Consider the following 18196-nt stretch of genomic DNA (forward strand, 5'->3'; position numbering starts at 1 on the left):
GCAACTGCGACGGATATACGCTGCATCCAAAACCCTCCTTCCGGGCATCCCAAAGCGAAAAGGGGGATGTTCCATGCTGCGATTGATCACACTCGGTCTGGCCCTGGGCCTGGCGCAACCGGCTACGGCGCAGGAGTTTGAGCCCATGGCACCGCGCGACCAGGTCTGGGGCGTGGATGGCGAGCCGACACAAATCGCCGTGCTGGGCACGATGCATTTGCGCAATCTGGACCCGTTCGACCCGGACTGGGCCGGACCCGTGGTTGACCGGCTGGCTGAGTGGGAGCCGGACCTCATCCTGATCGAGCAATTGCCGGCCGGCGAGCTGGCCATGATGCAGGCCGACCCGGCCTATGCGGACACGCTGGCCAGTTTCGGCGAACGCGCCATTACCCTGTCCGAAGCCGCCCAGGCCTCGCTGGGCATCAGCCGGCCGGAGGCCCGGGATCAGCTGGCAACGGATTATGACCCGGGCACTGGAGCCGCAGGCCGCCGCCAGCGCGCCGCCCTTCACCTGGCCGACATGGATCCGGTCTCGGCCCTGGTTCAATGGCTTTACCTGTCCGAAGCCGGGCAGATCGCCGCTGACGGTTTGACGGCGGAACTCGTCGAGGCCCTCGAGCGCGAGGCCGCACGCCAGAATGAAACGACCTTGTTTGCCGCCGACCTGGCCCATCGTCGGGGTCTGGATCGCGCCTTTCCCTTTGACAGCCACGCCGACAAGGCAGGCTTCCTCGCTGATATCGAAACCATCATGACGGCCTTCTCGCAAAGCCAGGTGATGACCGAGACCATGTCCGGTGAGGCGATGGCACAAATGCAGGCCCCCACGCAGGGGATCGATAGCGCTGATGCGCTGCTGGAAGCCTTGCGCACAATCAACAGCTCCGAACATGCCGCGCTGGATGTCCAGGTCCAGTGGTCCTCTTTCACGGGTGCCGACATGAATGGTCTGGGCCGTTCACGCGTGGCCTATTGGGAGGCCCGCAATCTGCGCATGGCTGCCCATGCCCGCGAGATCATGGCGCGTTATCCCGGTTCACGCGTGCTGATAATTGTCGGCTCATCCCACAAGGCCTTCCTGGACGATATTCTGGCCCGGTCCATGGATGTCGAAATCGTGGACAGCCAGAGCCTGCTGGACTGATCAGCCGAGCCGCGAGCGGATCGCGCCGGCAATGCCGAACGGGGCCAGGGCGATCGTCCCCAGCGAGATGGCCGCCGTCAGGCCCAGATTGGCCAGCGCCCGCTCATCGCCCTCAAATCCGGCCCGTCCGGCACCGGCGGCGAAGATCAGCACGGGCACCATGAGCGGCGTGGCGATCAGGGCGATCAGCAGACCACTGCGACGCACACCGGCCGCCAGAGCACCGGCAAACCCGGCCAGCAGGACCAGGGCGGGGATGGCGGCGGCCAGCGCGGCCGCCAGCATCAGGCTGGAGGCCAGTGGCACGCCATACATCAACCCGCCCAGCAGCGCGATGAAGGGCAGGGGCCAGAGCGTGGCGATACCCTGCCCCAGCGTCTTGGCCAGGCTGAGCAAGGGCAACCCCACTGGCAGGAGGGCGTAGAGGTCGAGCGTGCCATCCACGAAATCATCGCCATAGAGGCGCTCGGCTGATTGCAGAACAGAGAGCAGGGCGGCAAATCCCATGAGACCGGGACCCGCTGATGACAGAAGGTCAGGATCCGGCCCGATGGCCAGGGGCGCCAGGGTGATGGCCGCCAGGAAAAAGGCCGCGGGACCTGCCGGTCCGCCACCGCCCGCCCAGGCCAGGCGCGCCTCGCGCCCGAATATCGCCAGCAATCCCCCCATCATGATGCCGCCTTGAGGGCCAGATGCTGCACATCCGGCCAGTCCAGGGCCTGGTGGGTCGCGGCCAGTACAATACCGCCACGCGCGCGATGCCAGGCCACCAATTGCGCCAGTCGTTCTCGTCCCGCCCCGTCCAGCGGTCCGGCCGGCTCATCAAGCAGCCAGAGCGGGCGGTTGGCCAGCGCCATCCGGACAAGCCCGGCCCGGCGCTGCTGGCCGCGCGACAATTGTCCCGCGGGCCGGTCGATCAGGGGTTCGATATCCATCCGCCGCATCAGCGGGAGGATGGTTTTGCGCGAGGTACCGTGAATATCCGCCCAGAATCGCAGTGCTGCGCGCAGGCTTTCGCCAGGCTTGAGCCCGTCGGAATGGCCCAGCCAGGCAATAGCGTCCTCGACGGGTTCTTCGCAGGCGATCTGGCCGGTATCGGGCCGTACCAGACCCGCCAAAGCACGCATCAGCGTGGTCTTCCCGGTCCCGTTTGCGCCTGTCAGCAAAAGCGCTTCGCCCGGTTTCAGGGCAAAGCTGATCGCCTCCACCAGCCGCAATCCGCCGCGTGACAGGGCCAACCCGTGAACACTCAGGGAGACCGCCGGGAAAGGCGTCATGGCGGGAAAATCGGTCGGACGATCGAGCATGCCAGCATGTCGCCCGACACTGCCCATCTCGTCAACGCACGGAACGCCGCATTGCAGCGGGCGCGGACACCGGCTAAAACCCCGCCAAAACATACGGCCAACTTGAATTCGGCCCCCTCCCACCCGGGCAAATTCCTGCCCCAACCTGCCAAATGAGGACGACGCATATGGCCTCTCTCGACAGCTTTTCCTGTAAGCGCACCCTCACCGCTGCTGGTGAGACCTACACGTATTACGACCTGAAGGTCGCCGAAGAAAACGGCCTGGCCGGCGTATCCCGCCTGCCCGCCTCACTGAAGGTGCTGCTGGAAAACCTGCTGCGCTTTGAAGACGGCAAGACCGTTACCAAGGCGGATATCGAGGCGATGGCCGAATGGCTGACGACCCGCAAGTCGACCCACGAGATTGCCTATCGTCCGGCCCGCGTGGTCATGCAGGACTTCACCGGTGTTCCCGCCGTGGTCGACCTGGCCGCCATGCGCGATGCCGCCGGCAAGCTGGGCGCCGACCCGCAGCGCATCAACCCGCAAGTCCCCGTCGATCTGGTCATCGACCACTCGGTCATGGTGGATAATTTCGGCCAGGCCGACAGCTTCGCGAAAAACGTCGAGCGCGAATACGAGCGTAATGGCGAGCGCTACAAGTTCCTGAAATGGGGCGCCAAGGCGTTTGACAATTTCCGCGTGGTCCCGCCGGGCACGGGCATCATCCACCAGGTGAACCTGGAAAACCTGGCCCAGGCCGTCTGGACCAAGGACGAAGACGGCGAGACCGTCGCCTATCCGGATACCTGCGTCGGCACCGACAGCCACACCACCATGATCAACGGCATGGCCGTTCTGGGCTGGGGTGTCGGCGGTATCGAAGCCGAAGCGGCCATGCTGGGCCAGCCGGTCTCCATGCTGATCCCGGAAGTCATCGGTTTCGAACTGACCGGCAAAATGCCGGAAGGCGCGACGGCCACGGACCTGGTCCTGAAAGTCGTGGAAATGCTCCGCAAAAAGGGCGTGGTCGGCAAATTCGTCGAATTCTACGGCGAAGGCCTGGATCACCTCTCGCTGGAAGACGAAGCCACGATCGCCAACATGGCGCCGGAATACGGCGCGACCTGCGGCTTCTTCCCGGTCGACAATGAGACCCTGGCCTTCCTGCGCGCCACCGGCCGTGACGACAAGCGCGTCGCCCTGGTCGAAGCCTATTCCAAGGCTCAGGGCATGTTCCGCCCGGACTACACCGAAGCCCCGGTCTTCACCGACACGCTCCACCTGGACATGGCGACGATCGAACCGGCCGTGTCCGGTCCCAAGCGTCCGCAGGACTGGATCGAACTGTCCAAGGCCGCCGAAGGCTTTGCCAAGACGATGGCCGACGAATACGGCAAGGGTGACGAGCTCGACAAATCCGCGCCGGTCGCCGGTGAAGACTACGACTTCACCAATGGCAATGTCGCGATCGCTGCGATCACCTCGTGCACCAACACGTCCAACCCGTCCGTGATGCTGGGCGCCGGCCTGGTGGCCCGCAATGCCCGCGCCAAGGGCCTGACCACCAAGCCGTGGGTGAAAACCTCCCTGGCCCCGGGCTCCCAGGTTGTCACCGACTATCTGGAGAAAGCCGGTCTGCAGGACGATCTCGATGCGATGGGCTTTGACCTGGTCGGTTATGGCTGCACCACCTGTATCGGTAATTCCGGTCCGCTGCCGCCCGCGATCTCCAAAACGATCAATGACAATGACCTGGTCGCGACCTCCGTCCTGTCGGGCAACCGCAATTTCGAAGGCCGGATTTCGCCGGACGTTCGGGCCAACTATCTGGCCTCGCCGCCGCTCGTTGTGGCCTATGCCATTGCCGGTTCGCTGAAGGTCAATTTGACAACCGACCCGCTCGGCCAGGACCAGGACGGCAATGACGTCTATCTGAAAGACATCTGGCCGACCTCGGCGGAAGTCGCTGATGTGGTGCGCTCTGCCGTCACGCCGGACATGTTCGCCAAACGCTATGCCGACGTGTTCAAGGGCGATGAAGCCTGGCGCGACATCGAGGTCTCCGGTGGTCTGACCTATGCCTGGGATCACACCTCCACCTATGTCCAGAACCCGCCCTATTTCGAAGGCATGACGATGGATCCGGAAAGCCCGGGCGACATTGTCGGCGCCAAGATCATGGGCCTGTTCGGCGACTCGATCACGACCGACCACATTTCCCCGGCCGGTTCGATCAAGGCCGACAGCCCGGCAGGCCGTTACCTGCAGGAGCGCCAGGTTCCGGTGCTGGAATTCAACTCCTACGGTTCGCGCCGCGGCAATCACGAAGTCATGATGCGCGGCACGTTTGCCAATATCCGCATCAAGAACAAGATGCTGGACGGTGTCGAAGGCGGTTACACGCTGAAGAATGGCGAGCAGGTCGACATTTATGACGCCTGCATGGCCTACCAGGCCGAAGGCACGCCGCTGGTCGTGTTCGGCGGCAAGGAATACGGCACGGGCTCCTCGCGTGACTGGGCCGCCAAGGGCACCCGTCTGCTGGGTGTGAAGGCCGTCATCGCTGAGAGCTTTGAGCGGATCCACCGCTCCAACCTGATCGGCATGGGCGTCCTGCCGCTGCAATTCGCCGAAGGCGAGAGCTGGGAAGCCCTGGGCATGACCGGTGATGAAATGGTCACGATCAAGGGCGTGGAAAGCCTGACGCCGCGTCAGACCATGACGGTCGAAATCGGCTTTGCCGACGGTACGATCAAAACCGCCAACGTCATCGCCCGCATCGATACGGAGAACGAGCTGGAATACTTCCGCAATGGCGGCATCCTGCACTACGTTCTGCGCAATCTGGCCCGCGACTAGGCGCGCCCGACACGGATTTCCGCCTCCCTCGCACCGGGGGAGGCGGAGGCCCGTCATCCGCCTGTCACAGCCAAGTGATTGGCACGGACCGCATTGGCTGGTTATCTAGTCCGCCATGCGATCTGTTTTGTTCCTGTTCCTGAGCCTTTTCCTGGTTGGCCCGGCCTTCGCCGGTCCGCCCCTCGAGGCGTCGGCAGGACTCGATACATCTGAAGACTGCTGGTCCGAACGTCCTGTTCTTGTGGAGCTGTTCACCAGCCAGGGCTGCCCGCTCTGCCCCCAGGCCAACCGCTACCTCGGCCAGCTGGACCGGCATGAGAATGTCTTCACTCTCGCCTTCGCCGTGTCCTACTGGGACATGTATGGCTGGACCGACACCTATGCCCGCCCGGAATATGTCCAGCGCCAGCGGATGTATCTGCCCAATCTGGGTGTCGCCCGTCTCTACACGCCGCAATTCGTGGTCGATGGTGTCCAGGACGCCCCCGGCTGGAATGAGGAGATGGTGTCGGACGCGGTGGAAGACCGCCTGTGCGGCATGCCGGAAAGCCCGATCATCACGATCGAGGACGGCCCGTTTGGCGCCTACACCATCACGCTGAATGGCGAGGCCCCCGAGGAAGAGCTGGATATCTGGCTGGTCGCCTATGCGCCCGGCTGGGCCATGGTGGAAGTTGGGGCCGGCGAGAATGAAGGCCTCGACATGCCCCATTACAACATGGTCAAAAGCCTGACCTATCTGGGCTCATGGTCAGGCGGTGAGACGGTCTTCATGGGCGAGAGCTATCGCCGCTATGGCACCGTTGCGATCGCCCAGGGCGCCGGCGGCGGCCCGATCTACGGTTTCGCCTATGCCGAACCGGAAGACATGGACGAGCGGCAGCACTAGGCGGCCGCACACAACGCCCCTAGCGCGGTGCGCGCTTGGCCAGGATCCGCTGCAGCGTCCGCCGGTGCATGTTCAGACGGCGGGCGGTTTCCGAGACATTGTGGTCACACAGTTCGAAGACGCGCTGGATATGTTCCCAGCGGACACGATCGGCAGACATCGGATTGTCTGGCGGTTCCGGCTTGTCTTCGGGATGGGCGAGCAGCGCCTTGACGATGTCATCGGCATCCGCCGGCTTGGACAGATAATCGACGGCACCCGCTTTCACGGCAGCCACGGCGGTCGCGATATTGCCATAACCGGTCAGCATGACGACGCGGCAATCGGCGCGGGCGGCGTGCAGCGCCTTGACCACTTCCAGACCATCCCCGTCCTGCAGGCGCAGATCCAGCACGGCAAAGGCCGGCGGGTTGGCCTTGGCGACTTCCTTGGCCTCATCCACCGACCCCACGGCCGACACGATGAAACCACGGCCGGTCATGGCACGGCCCAGCCGCGTCCGGAACGGGGCGTCATCGTCCAGGATGAGCAGGGATTTATCTTCGGGAAGCTCGTATTCGATCTCGCTCACGCCGGTTTCCTCATGCATGCAATCGTCTGTCTTATCCGTATCTAGCCCAAGGCCGGGCCTGCCTCCACCTGTTTGCGCGGCCAGCGCAGGGTGACCACAGCACCCCCGCCCTGACCGGCATTGGAGAAACGCACCACGCCGCCGGAATTCTCGATCATGGTCTTGGCGATGAATACGCCCAGACCCAGCCCGCCCTGCCCCGGCGTGCCCGAACGGGTGGTGACATAGGGCTCGCCGATCTTGGCGAGGATGTCCGGTGAGAATCCTGGCCCGTCATCGCTGACGCGGATATAGACATGACCCGGATCCCAGCGCCCCTCAATGGTGACGCGGGTCTCCGCGAAATCGACCGCATTCTCGATGAAATTGCCGATCCCGTAGATCATTTCCGGCATGCGGCGCAGGACGGGGGCGGCCTCACGGTCTTCATCGGCCAGTTTCACATCGATCTGGGGGCCCAGACCGCGCAGCGGAGCGGCCGCCTCTTCCAGGGCTGCCATCAGCTCAACCCGGTCATGCCGCAAATCCGTGACCGACTGGACATCGCCCAGGCGTTTGAGAATGTCCCGGCAGCGGCGCGCCTGTGTCACCATCAGCTCGGCATCCTCGCGCAGAAGCTCATTATCCTTGAGGTCGCGCTGCATTTCCTTGGCGGTCAGCTGGATGGTCGCCAGGGGCGTGCCCAGCTCGTGGGCGGCAGCCGCAGCCAGTGTGCCCATGGCCGACAGGCGCTGCTCGCGCGACAGCACGCTCTGGGTCGCGGCAAGGGCCGTGGCCATGCGCTTGCCCTCCTGGCTGACCCGGCGCGAATAGACGGCGGTGAAGGCGACAGCAACGATGATGGCGACCCACAAACCCAGTACATAGACGATGGGCAGTTCAAGCGGCTGACCCTCGAACCAGGGCAGGGGCAGGCTCCACAGCCACATGGCCCCGGTTCCGGCCATCCCGATCAGCCCGACCCCCAGCGACCAGCGCGGCGGCAAGGCGGCCACGGCGATCGTTACGGGCGCAGCCAGCATCACCACGAAGGGGTTCTGGAGCCCGCCCGTCAGCATGAGCAGGGCGCAAAGCTGGGCAACATCGAAAGCCAGCTGGGCCGCCGCCTCCCAATCGCTGGCAAAGCGCTGCGGCGAGATCGCCAGGGTCAACCAGGCATTGATCCAGGCCGAGGTCAGGATGATGCCGAGACAGAAGCCCAGCGGGAGTTCGAAGCCGACAACATAGTGGACGGCCAGCACGGTCAACGTCTGTCCGGCCACAGCCAGCCAGCGCAACATGACCAGGGTCCGGACGCGCAATCGCCCGAACACCGGGGTCAGTTGGGCATCACCGCCATAGGGGTCCCAGTCCGCATCCCGCATTCGCCTCTCCCTCTCGCCCCAATCCTGCACAGCGCCCCGGCATGGACAGAACGGCTCTGCAGGCCTAGTTTCGCACCCGCAGCATGGACTGCCCGGATCCGATGAGCGGCAATTGGCAAAGCCGTCCGGACCCGGATGTTCGATGGAGACCTTATGCCGCGTTGGCTCATCTGGCTTCTGATTGTCGCACCTTCCGTGATGATCATCACTTTCCTGACCCTCATGCTGAGTGATCAGGGCGGTCAGACGGTCGAGCGCCGGGCCGCTGTGCGGACCAGTGGCGAGGCCGCCATCGGAGGCCCTTTCACCCTGGTCGACCAGACCGGTGCCACCGTCACGGACGAGACCTATCGCGGCAAGGCCATGCTGATCTATTTCGGCTACACCTATTGCCCGGATGTCTGCCCCTTCTCGCTGCAGATCATGGCCGCCGCGCTGGACCAGATGAGCGAAGAGGAACGGGCTCAGATCCAGCCCATCCTGATCACGGTCGACCCGGAGCGCGATACGCCGGAACACCTGGCCCAATATGTGGCCTCCCCGGCCTTTCCCGACGGTTTGATCGGTCTCACCGGCACGCCGGAACAGATCGCAGCGGTCGCCCGGGAATACCGGATTGTCTATCAGCGCGCCGAAACCGAGACGGCGAGCGATTATCTGATGGACCATTCGTCCATCGTCTATCTGATGGATTCACAAGGCGAATTCGTCGACATCTTCACGCACGGCACGGATCCGCAAGCCATGGCGGGCCGGCTGCAAGACTTCCTTGAGGAAAACAGCGCACCCTCGTGAACCCAACTGGGCCAGGCCGCGCGTTCTGCGACCGGTCCCTAGGAGACGTCATGCTGTACTCCATTTATGAGTTTAATCGCATCGCGATGACCCCCTGGCGGGCCGCCGCCAATGCCACGCGCTCATCCCTGCGCGCGCCCTGGAATCCGATGGGCGATACGGTCGCCGGACGCACCATGGCCGCTGCCGCCGAATTGTTCGAAAGCGTCACCCGCCGCTATGCCAAGCCGGACTGGATGCTGGAGCATACCGAGATCAACGGGAAATGCGTCGGCGTCACCGACACGATCGTCTGGTCAAAGCCCTGGTGCAATCTGATCCATTTCGAGCGCGATCACGACGCGCTGCTGGCTGCCCGCAAATCCAAGAAGGCGGATCCCAAAGTCCTCTTCGTCGCGCCCATGTCCGGCCACTATGCCACCCTGCTGCGCGGCACGGTCGAGGCCTTCCTGCCGGATCACGAAGTCTACATCACCGACTGGGCCGATGCGCGCATGGTACCGATCCATGAAGGCCGGTTCGACCTGGATGATTACGCCGCCTATGTGCGCGAAATGATCACGCTGCTTGGCCCGGACGTACATGTCGTGGCGGTCTGCCAGCCGGGACCGCCCACTCTGGGCGCCATCGCGCTGATGGCCGAGGACAAGGACCCGGCCCGCCCGGCATCCATGACTTTCATGGGCTCGCCGATCGATACCCGCCTGTCCCCGACCGTGCCGAACAAGCTGTCCGAGGAAAAACCCTTCGACTGGTTTGCCAATAATCTCATCCACACGGTTCCAGGCCCCAATCCGGGCGCCTTCCGCCGCGTCTATCCGGGCTTCCTGCAACTGGCCGGCTTCATGAACATGAATCTGGACCGGCACGTGGATGCCCACTGGAATTTCTTCAACCACCTCGTCGAGGGCGATGGTGACAGTGCTGAAAAGCACCGCACCTTCTATGACGAATACCTCGCGGTGATGGACCTGTCCGAGGAATTCTACCTGCAGACCATCACCGACGTGTTCCAGGAGCACAAGCTGGCGCGCGGTGAGCAGGAACATCACGGCCGCAAGGTCGACCCGTCTGCCATCGAGGACATCGCCCTGCTCACTGTTGAAGGCGAGAATGACGATATCTCCGGCATCGGCCAGACCCAGGCGGCCCACACGCTGTGTGCCAACCTGCCGGACAGCCTGCAGCAGGACTGGATTCAGCCGGAGGTCGGCCATTACGGCGTCTTCAACGGCCGCCGTTTCAACGAGCACATCGCGCCCATGATGAAAACTTTCATGCGCGAGAAAGGTGCGGCGGCGCTGAAAGCCCGCTGATCGCGCCTTCCGTCCAGGCCATTCGACCCGGATTTCCGGGCATTCACCGCTTTTGAAGCCGTTCGGCGCGATGTCTCAACGGCTCATCTCTGGCGCGTAGAATCCACCATTACAATCCCATTACCGTTGTCCTTTTGGTAGGTTAATGGGAGGGGGCTTTGGACGCACCCATTGAAAAAGGGCGCCTGTTGCGCTCGACAATCCTGGCTGGTCTGACGGTTGTCAGCCTGTCAGGCGCACCGGTGTTTGCTCAGGACGCGGTACAGATTCCCGAGCAGGCCGAAGAGGAAGATGACGAGGACACGCGGGACCGGATCACGGTCACCGGTTCGCGCATTCGCCGCGACGGGTTCAACAGCGAAATCCCGCTGGACGTCTTCACAGCCGATGATGCTGCGCTTCAGGGGACGGTCGATATTGCAGACTTCCTGCAATCGGCCACCGTGGCATCGGGTTCGCCGCAGGTGACTTCGGCCACCTCGTCGCAATTTGTCCAGAATGGGGGATCCGGCGTGGAAACGCTCTCCCTGCGGGGTCTGGGCGCCAACCGGACGCTGGTCCTTCTGAATGGCCGCCGGGCCGGTCCGGCCGGCGTGCGCGGTGGGGTCTCGTCGTTCGACCTGAACGTCATTCCGCTGGCCGCTATCGAGCGTGTGGAAGTGCTGAAGGACGGCGCCTCCTCGATCTACGGGTCGGACGCTGTGGCCGGTGTGGTCAACATCATCACGCGTGAAGAGACCGGCGGTACGATCGACGGTTTCATGTCCTTCCCGGAAGACGGCGCAGCGGAACAATTCCGCCTCAGCGCGTCCCATGGCTGGGAGTTCGAACGCGGCGGGTTCCGCGTCACGCTGGACGCCTTCCAGCAACGCGAACTGGCCCAGGGCGATCGCGACTATTTCAGCTGCGGTGAACCCTATGTCTTCAATGATGACGGATCCCGCGCCGACCTGATCGACCCGCGCACGGGCTCTTTCGCCTGTGAAGACCTGCTTTGGGGCCATGTCTGGGTCTATGACTATGCGCGCTTCTTCGGCGATGGCACGACCAATCTGCCGATCCAGCGTCCGCGCCTGATCCAGTACGACTATGATGGCTCACTGGCCGCCAATGGTCTGACACCGATCGGCACCAGCCAGCCTAATCCGCTCTGGTTCTCGGCACCGACCGATGACTGGTTCCTGATCAATCCGCGCGTCGCCGAAGACCGCGCCCTGGCCAATTTCGACCACCCCTTCCAGGACCAGTCGACCATGGTGCCGGAGACGGAGCGCTACACCCTGTTCGCCAATGGTCATTACGACATCACGGACAGTATTGAACTGTATGGCGAGGCCCTACTGAACCGGCGGGAAACCTATGTGAACGCCTACCGCCAGTACTGGATCTACATGTACAACGGCGAGGACCTCTGGGGCGCCTATCCGGACCCGTTCGCGGCCGGCTGGGGCGGCATGAACGAGCTGTCCCCGACCCCGATCACGGACCATGCCGACAGTTCGGTCAGCGTCGACTACCAGCGCTTCGTCATCGGCCTGCAGGGCGACACCCTGTTCGGCCTCGACACCTGGAGCTGGGACATGGCCCTGCAATCCTCGCGCTCGGAAGGTGAGTACTGGAACCAGCGCATCTATGCCGATGCCATCTATGACCAGTACTACCGCTCGGCCTCCTGTGTCGGCTCCTTCACCTCGATCCGCGGCGCACCCTGTGTCGATGTCGACTGGCTCGACCCGGAACTCCTGCGCGGCAATGTTTCGGATGAAGTCGCCGAATACGCCTTTGGCGAAGAAACCGGTCTGACGGTCTATGAACAACTCTCCTTCGAGGCCGTCGCCAATGGTGAGCTGTTCGATCTGCCGGCCGGCCCGGTCGCCATGGCGTTGGGCATTCACTACCGTGAAGATTCCATCGATGACACGCCGGGTGAACTCACCCTGTCAGGCAATGTCTGGAACTCGTCGGTCGCCGGCATCACCGAGGGTTCGGACACGACCCAGGCCATGTTCGGGGAATTGAGCATTCCGGTGCTCAGCGGTTCGCGTTTTGCGGAATCCCTGGAGCTGACGGTTTCCGGCCGCTACACGGATGTTGACAGTTACGGATCTGGCGAGACCTACAAGGTCGGCCTGAACTGGGCGCTCAATGATGTCGTCCGCTTCCGGGCCACGCATGGCACGTCCTTCCGGACCCCGGCCCTGTTCGAGCTCTACCTGTCCAACCAGACCAGCTTCCAGTCCCAGCGTGCGGTCGACCCGTGCGTCAACTGGGCGGGCAATCTGGCCGCCAACCTGATCTCTCAGCGTGTCGCCGACAACTGCGCTGCAGACGGGATTCCGGACAATCTGAGTGGGGCCGGTGCCAGCGCGACGATCATCACCGGGGGTGGCCTGGGCGTGCTGGAGGCTGAAACCTCCGACGCGACCAATATCGGCATCGTTCTGACCCCGCGGAACATCAATTTCCGCCTGTCGATCGACTATTACGAGATCGAGGTGAATGACGAAGTGTCCCGCCTGGGTGCACAGGGCATTGTCGGCGGCTGCTACAGCTCGGACGACTTTGCCAATGAGCCCCTGTGTGACCTGTTCACACGGAACTCGCCGACAGACCCGGGACCGTACCTGGTCAGCACGGTCCGCGACAGCTTCATCAACATCAACAGCCAGCGCAATACCGGCATCGATATCAATGCCGATTACCTGCACTCGTTCGATTTTGGTGACTTGTCCGTCAATCTGAGTGCCGCCTACCAGCTGGAAGACACGACCGACCTGCTGGGCGGTGTCATCCAGGACTTCAATGGTGAAGGCGGGGAGCCGAAACTGGTCGGCGACCTCAACTTCACCTTCACGCGCAATGACTGGACCGCCTTCTGGGGCATGCGTTACGTCGACCGGACCTCGAACCGCGACTCCTATGGCAATGCGGCCCAGCTCTATGTCGGTGAGAACGTGAACTACAAGCTGTGGACGGAGAGCGTGGTCTACCACAATGTCTCCGTTCAGCGTGAGTTCGGCGCCTGGTCGGCCCGCTTCGGCGTGTCGAACCTGTTCGACGAGCATCCGCCGGCTGTCACCGGTATTTCTGGTGAATACAGCACGGTCGGCCGGTCGGCCTTCTACAGCCAGTATGACTGGTTCGGCCGTCGCTTCTTCGCCAACATCGTGCGGGAGTTCTAACCGCCCGAACACGCCATATTGTGGGGCGGCGGCCTGTGGCTGCCGCCCTGCTCTCATCCGAGACACGTAAGGGATACACATGCCGCGGATACAGATGCACGCTGACAGTTTGGACGAACGCAATGCCGATTTCGCCCAACACCCGCTGAAACAGCCCGTTTTCCTGAACTCCGTGCCGAAATCCGGCACCCACCTTCTGCGCAATATCATGCGCATGTTCGCACCGGTCGATCAGCACTACACGACCGCCTTCATCCAGCACGCCATCCTGGCCCAGCACCGCCACGCCTTTGAGGCGAAAGCGCCGAAACTCAGCTGGGGTCATCTGCTGTTTTCCGACCAGTCCGCCATCGCGCTGAAGGGTGTGCGCCACCTCCTCCTGGTGCGCGACCCCTATGACTGGGTCATCGCCCGGGCCCGCTTCTTCCTGTCCGACACCTTCCAGGGCAATATGGAGCACCTCAAGAACGGGGCTGTCAGCGTGGAGGACATGCTCAACATGATGATTTTCGGCATTCCGGGCAAAGCCCCGACCATGCTGGAAATTTTCACCCACAATGCCGCGTCGTGGCTGGGAACGTCCGCCCATCTGGTGCGTTATGAGGAATTGGCCCGGCATGCCGCCGCGCCGGACACGCTGGACGCCCATGCCTATTTCGACAAGCTGATCGACGCAGCCGGCCTGGGACCGCTGCCACAGGACTGGCAGGAGCGGGTGCGGATCGGGGCCGACCGGGGACAGAGCGGAACCGCGCGTGAAAACCTTGTCGGGCTCGACCAGGTCTTCCCGGCCAGCCTTCCCGACACCCAGAAACGCCTGGTCGATTTCGCGGCACCCGGCCTGCGCGCCCTGCTGGGCTATCACACGGCCTGAGACGACAAAAAAGGCCCGGCCATGACCGGCCGGGCCCCTTCTTGATGCGATACGTGCAGACGCGTCAGGGCGCTTCGGTCGTGAAGCTCAGGCCCAGATCATTGTAATCAAACGTACCCGCCTCGATTTCCTCGAGAATGGCGCCGAAGGAAATCGGCTCCGGCGGCGTCGCATCAATCGTCAGCGTGCCACCGGTATTGATGAAATTGGTCAGCGCGCCGGACAATTGCGACAGAAGCGGCCGCGGGATTTCCGGCGGCGCCGACATCATGCCCATGCCCACCATGGCACCGGCCTGCATGCGCAGCTCGTCCGTGGTGATGCCCTGGGCTGCCGCACCGGCTTCCAACGCCCGTTCCAGCAGGGACAGATCCACCAGGCGCAGGGTGAAATTGTGCAGGATGATCGGCCGCATCATGTCCATGCTGAGCTCGGCCTGCAGCGCTTCATTGTCACCCGCCGCTTCCATGTCGGAGATCACGCTCGGCAGGTTCGCGTAATAGGCATCATAACCGGAGAAGTTCTGCTCTATCTCCAGACGAAGGCCTTCATGGAGCTGGACGTAATTCTCACCCTCCGACCAGGCGCGGCCGGTCGCTTCGTCATACACGCCATTGCTGGCCATGCTGAGCTCAAGATTCTCGTAGCCCAGCATGCCGAGCGCCATCGCCAGCTGCGCGCCGGCCTGTTTCGTGGCGTCCGGGATGAGGCGCATGGAATCCAGCGTCATCTCGGAAATGTAACGCGATCCACGCTGATGAATCTGAGCCGTCAGATTATCCAGCGCCACGTGAACGCCTTCGGCATCCACCAGCAGGCCCCGAACGGCAAACTGGTCGAAAAGGTCCATCTGCGGCGACAGGATCGACTGGTAGTAGGCCGACATGACGTCATCCTCACTCCCGCCGGCCGCAATCACACTCATCAGGTCGGAATAGGCTTCGGTCTTGAAACCCGTGACAGAGAATTCGTCGAGCCGGAACGCGATCGGCCCGCTATCGCCCGGCCCATCCAGCGTGAAACCGGAAATGATGAACTGACCCAGTTCCAGGTCGGTATGGTCGTGCAGGGCAAATTGCGCGAGTGACATGCGCGTGGGCTGGCCCGCTTCCTCGCTTTCCACCTCGAGACCTTCCAGACGGAGGTCCTCAAAGCGCCAGCTCTCCCAGTCGGGCTCAAAGCTTTCGTCGCCGCGCGTGATAGCCCGGACCAGATCCTGCGCCATTTCGGCATTGATACCGCTAGCGCCGAGATAGCCGATCCGCATGACGTCGGAACTATCGCCATCGACCGCCTGCATGCCCTCAACAGCCCAGCCATCGAAAATGGCGGATCCGCTGTCATCCAGGCGCGGCATGTCAAAGATCATCCGCTCGATCCGGGCGGTCTCGAACTCATTGCCGAATTCGTAATCGCCCTCTTCGGCCTCATCATCCGTCTCGGAATCCGGAAAACTCAGGACGACGTCGGACAGGATGTACCGACCGTTTGACCAGTTCGCCTCGCCATAGGTCATCCGGCCGTCAAAACCGGAATTGTCCGCAATGCCGAGCTGCTCCATCGCGGCTTCCGCAGCGGCGCGGCTCTGGGCCAGGGCATCACCCTGCGGCCAGGCAATCGCAACAAGGCTGCCTGCGGCCAGGGCGGTAAGAAGGTGGTGTTTCATGTTTCCCCTCTAAGGATTGAGTGTCGGACCGATCCCTCACACTCAAGGATAGCAGTCCGTACCCGCCCTGTCCCGGAACAAGCATGAAAAGCGCAGGGGATTACTCGCTATCCGGTCCCCCCAGCGAAGCCAGAAAGGCCGCGATCGGGTCGGACTCGGTCTCCGCTTCAGGCGTTTCCACGGCCGGCTCGGCCAGCTCTGCCGCCGGAGCCAGGTCCGTGTCGGCCATGACCGGCGTCAAACGGGGGGCTGTGGGCTGGATCCGGCCAGCCACGCCATCACGCGGTGCCGTACGCATATAGGCGCCGAAGACACGCGCCGGCGGGCCGCCGCCGGTGGCGTGATCCGTCGGGGAATTGTCGTCATTGCCCGCCCAGACGACGGTGACCAGATCACCGGCATAGCCGGCAAACCAGGCGTCCCGGAATTCGTTGGTCGTGCCGGTCTTGCCGGCCGCGTTCAAACCCGGCACGGCCGCATTCCGCCCGGTCCCCAGGCGCACAACGGCCCCCATCAGGTCCCGCATATAGGTGGATGTGCGCGCATCCAGGATGAGCTCGCCGGTCCGGGGCGGCGCCTGGTAGAGCACATCGCCATCCGCGGTCTCGATGCGCGAAATCCCGAAAGCCTCCGCGCTGTAGCCACCATTGGCGAACGGGGTATAGGCCGTCGCCAATTCCAGCGGCGTCACTTCATACGATCCCAATGCCAGCGACCGGTCGACCCGCATCGGGCTGGACACACCCATCCGGCGCGCCAGCCGCGCCACATGTCCGCGACCGGTCTCCTCGGCGATCTGCACCGCCACGGAATTGGAGGACCGAAAAAAGGCTTCACGCAGCGTGATCTCGCCACGATAGGTATCGTTGTAATTCTGGGGCTCCCAGTCGCCGACGCGGACGGGCGCATCATTGCGCACATCATCCGGCCGCAGCCCCGCCTCGAAGGCAGACGCATAGACAAAGGGTTTAAAGGCCGAACCCGGCTGACGCTGGGCGAGCACCGCCCGATTGAACTGCGACTGCACATAGCTGCGGCCGCCGACCATGGCGCGTACCGCGCCATCATGCGCCAGGGAGACGACAGCCCCCTCACTCGCGCCGGAAGCCAGTTCATCATCGCCCAACACGTCATTGAGGGCGGTTTCCGCGGCCCGCTGCGCATCCACGTCCAGCGTCGTGTAGACAACAAGATCGCCATGCCGGGCACCGGCCAGCTCCCGGACATCCGGCGACAGCCAGTCGATGAAATACTGGGCACCCGGGCTGGACGCGCCGCGCGAGACGCGGATCGGCACTTCTGCGGCAGCAATCCGTTCCGCCTCGGTGATCCGTCCGGTCTGGGCCATCAGGTCCAGCACAACCGTGGCCCGGGCCGCCGCACGGGCCGCATCATTGACCGGGGAATAGCGCGACGGCGCCTTGAGCAGGCCCGCCAGCAACGCCGCCTCGCCCAAGGCCAACTCACTCGCCGGACGGCCGAAATAGCGCAGCGACGCGGCTTCAACACCATAGGCCCCGCCGCCGAAATAGACCCGGTTGAGATAGAGTTCGAGGATCTCGTCCTTGCTGAACTGGCTCTCCAGCCAGAAGGCCAGCATCATTTCCTGCACTTTGCGGCGCAGGGTGCGTTCCGGTGACAAGAAGAGGTTCTTGGCCAGCTGCTGGGTCAGGGTGGACCCGCCTTGCACAACGTGACCGGCCCGCAGATTGGCCAGCATCGCCCGCGACAGACCGATCACATCGACACCCGGATGCGAATAGAAGCGCCGGTCTTCGACCGCCAGCACCGCATCAATGAGATAGGGCGGCAAATCCTCGATGCTCACCTCATGACCCTGCGCAGAGCCACGGCGGGCGATCAGACGGCCGCGATGGTCCAGATAGGTGATCGAGGCGGCAGGCTCCACCGTGGTGAGGCCGGACGTGTCGGGCAGGTCCCGCGCAACAGAAACGAGATAGCCGCCCACGCCGAGCGTACCGATGATGACAAGAACCAGAAGGCTGCGCAGCCAGGGAAAACCGGACTTTTTCCGCCGTTTCGCCGGGCGCCGGGCCGGAACGGCCTGCGTGCGCCGCCGCGACGCGGAAGTGGTTGTCCTGGAGCGGCGGGCCATATCCCCATCCTGATCGAAAAGCGGAAGGTCTATCTGGCGCGCTCACGGTTAATTCCCCATGAAGATTCACCCATCCCGGCAGGACCCGGACCCTGCCGACTGGTGCATGGAGGACACGCGTCCGCG

13 protein-coding genes are annotated in these 18196 nt (G+C 63.5%); 7 read left to right on the forward strand and 6 right to left on the reverse strand.

The window, feature by feature from the left end; translation table 11 throughout:
* Window positions 1–73: 73 nt before the first annotated feature.
* Window positions 74–1147, forward strand: coding sequence for a DUF5694 domain-containing protein (locus tag I0K07_RS01965; RefSeq protein ID WP_203290983.1), 1074 nt, complete (start codon window positions 74–76; stop codon window positions 1145–1147).
* On the opposite strand, the gene I0K07_RS01970 is transcribed toward I0K07_RS01965, so the two are convergent.
* Window positions 1148–1819, reverse strand: coding sequence for a heme exporter protein CcmB (locus I0K07_RS01970; protein ID WP_238934380.1), 672 nt, complete (start codon window positions 1817–1819; stop codon window positions 1148–1150).
* On the reverse strand, window positions 1816–2454 hold the full coding sequence (ccmA, locus tag I0K07_RS01975; protein ID WP_203290984.1) for a heme ABC exporter ATP-binding protein CcmA: 639 nt from the start codon (window positions 2452–2454) through the stop codon (window positions 1816–1818). Before ccmA ends, I0K07_RS01970 begins: the two co-directional genes overlap by 4 nt.
* Before the next feature lie 167 nt (window positions 2455–2621).
* Here ccmA and acnA point away from each other — a divergent pair, with 167 nt between their 5' ends.
* On the forward strand, window positions 2622–5297 hold the full coding sequence (gene acnA, locus I0K07_RS01980; RefSeq protein ID WP_203290985.1) for an aconitate hydratase AcnA: 2676 nt from the start codon (window positions 2622–2624) through the stop codon (window positions 5295–5297).
* Between the two features lie 115 nt (window positions 5298–5412).
* On the forward strand, window positions 5413–6186 hold the full coding sequence (locus I0K07_RS01985) for a DUF1223 domain-containing protein (RefSeq protein ID WP_203290986.1): 774 nt from the start codon (window positions 5413–5415) through the stop codon (window positions 6184–6186).
* Between the two features lie 19 nt (window positions 6187–6205).
* On the opposite strand, the gene I0K07_RS01990 is transcribed toward I0K07_RS01985, so the two are convergent.
* Both I0K07_RS01990 and I0K07_RS01995 read right to left on the reverse strand, forming a co-directional pair.
* On the reverse strand, window positions 6206–6775 hold the full coding sequence (locus I0K07_RS01990; RefSeq protein ID WP_203290987.1) for an ActR/PrrA/RegA family redox response regulator transcription factor: 570 nt from the start codon (window positions 6773–6775) through the stop codon (window positions 6206–6208).
* A gap of 23 nt (window positions 6776–6798) precedes the next feature.
* The gene (locus I0K07_RS01995; protein WP_203290988.1) at window positions 6799–8121 is read right to left on the reverse strand and encodes an ActS/PrrB/RegB family redox-sensitive histidine kinase; all 1323 of its coding nucleotides are present in this window, start codon (window positions 8119–8121) and stop codon (window positions 6799–6801) included.
* A 153-nt stretch (window positions 8122–8274) separates the two neighbouring features.
* On the opposite strand from I0K07_RS01995, the gene I0K07_RS02000 reads away from it, so the two are divergent.
* The 4 genes from I0K07_RS02000 (at window position 8275) to I0K07_RS02015 (ending at window position 14288) form a co-directional block, all read left to right on the forward strand.
* Window positions 8275–8916, forward strand: a complete 642-nt coding sequence (locus tag I0K07_RS02000; protein ID WP_203290989.1) for an SCO family protein — start codon at window positions 8275–8277, stop codon at window positions 8914–8916.
* A gap of 50 nt (window positions 8917–8966) precedes the next feature.
* On the forward strand, window positions 8967–10232 hold the full coding sequence (locus I0K07_RS02005; RefSeq protein ID WP_203290990.1) for a polyhydroxyalkanoate depolymerase: 1266 nt from the start codon (window positions 8967–8969) through the stop codon (window positions 10230–10232).
* Between the two features lie 158 nt (window positions 10233–10390).
* Window positions 10391–13414, forward strand: coding sequence for a TonB-dependent receptor plug domain-containing protein (locus I0K07_RS02010; protein WP_203290991.1), 3024 nt, complete (start codon window positions 10391–10393; stop codon window positions 13412–13414).
* Between the two features lie 79 nt (window positions 13415–13493).
* Window positions 13494–14288 (forward strand): hypothetical protein, encoded by a 795-nt coding sequence (locus I0K07_RS02015; RefSeq protein ID WP_203290992.1) that lies wholly within the window; start codon window positions 13494–13496, stop codon window positions 14286–14288.
* 64 nt (window positions 14289–14352) lie between these two features.
* On the opposite strand, the gene I0K07_RS02020 is transcribed toward I0K07_RS02015, so the two are convergent.
* Entirely contained in the window at window positions 14353–15954 is a 1602-nt protein-coding gene (locus tag I0K07_RS02020; RefSeq protein ID WP_203290993.1) for a hypothetical protein, read from the reverse strand.
* 100 nt (window positions 15955–16054) lie between these two features.
* Window positions 16055–18070 carry a transglycosylase domain-containing protein gene (locus tag I0K07_RS02025; protein WP_203290994.1) on the reverse strand — a complete coding sequence of 672 codons (2016 nt, stop codon included), beginning with the start codon at window positions 18068–18070 and terminating at the stop codon, window positions 16055–16057.
* Between the last annotated feature and the right edge of the window lie 126 nt (window positions 18071–18196).

This window comes from Maricaulis parjimensis (assembly GCF_016817355.1).
In the GTDB taxonomy this organism is placed as follows: Bacteria; Pseudomonadota; Alphaproteobacteria; order Caulobacterales; family Maricaulaceae; genus Maricaulis; species Maricaulis parjimensis.

Coding starts and splice junctions, on each gene's coding strand:
- I0K07_RS02000 (WP_203290989.1), top strand. CDS start 8,275: ATGCCGCGTTGGCTCATCTGGCTTCTGATTGTCGCACCTTCCGTGATG.
- I0K07_RS02015 (WP_203290992.1), top strand. CDS start 13,494: ATGCCGCGGATACAGATGCACGCTGACAGTTTGGACGAACGCAATGCC.
- I0K07_RS01985 (WP_203290986.1), top strand. CDS start 5,413: ATGCGATCTGTTTTGTTCCTGTTCCTGAGCCTTTTCCTGGTTGGCCCG.
- I0K07_RS01995 (WP_203290988.1), bottom strand. CDS start 8,121: ATGCGGGATGCGGACTGGGACCCCTATGGCGGTGATGCCCAACTGACC.
- I0K07_RS01990 (WP_203290987.1), bottom strand. CDS start 6,775: ATGCATGAGGAAACCGGCGTGAGCGAGATCGAATACGAGCTTCCCGAA.
- I0K07_RS02025 (WP_203290994.1), bottom strand. CDS start 18,070: ATGGCCCGCCGCTCCAGGACAACCACTTCCGCGTCGCGGCGGCGCACG.
- I0K07_RS02020 (WP_203290993.1), bottom strand. CDS start 15,954: ATGAAACACCACCTTCTTACCGCCCTGGCCGCAGGCAGCCTTGTTGCG.
- ccmA (WP_203290984.1), bottom strand. CDS start 2,454: ATGCTCGATCGTCCGACCGATTTTCCCGCCATGACGCCTTTCCCGGCG.
- acnA (WP_203290985.1), top strand. CDS start 2,622: ATGGCCTCTCTCGACAGCTTTTCCTGTAAGCGCACCCTCACCGCTGCT.
- I0K07_RS02005 (WP_203290990.1), top strand. CDS start 8,967: ATGCTGTACTCCATTTATGAGTTTAATCGCATCGCGATGACCCCCTGG.
- I0K07_RS01965 (WP_203290983.1), top strand. CDS start 74: ATGCTGCGATTGATCACACTCGGTCTGGCCCTGGGCCTGGCGCAACCG.
- I0K07_RS01970 (WP_238934380.1), bottom strand. CDS start 1,819: ATGATGGGGGGATTGCTGGCGATATTCGGGCGCGAGGCGCGCCTGGCC.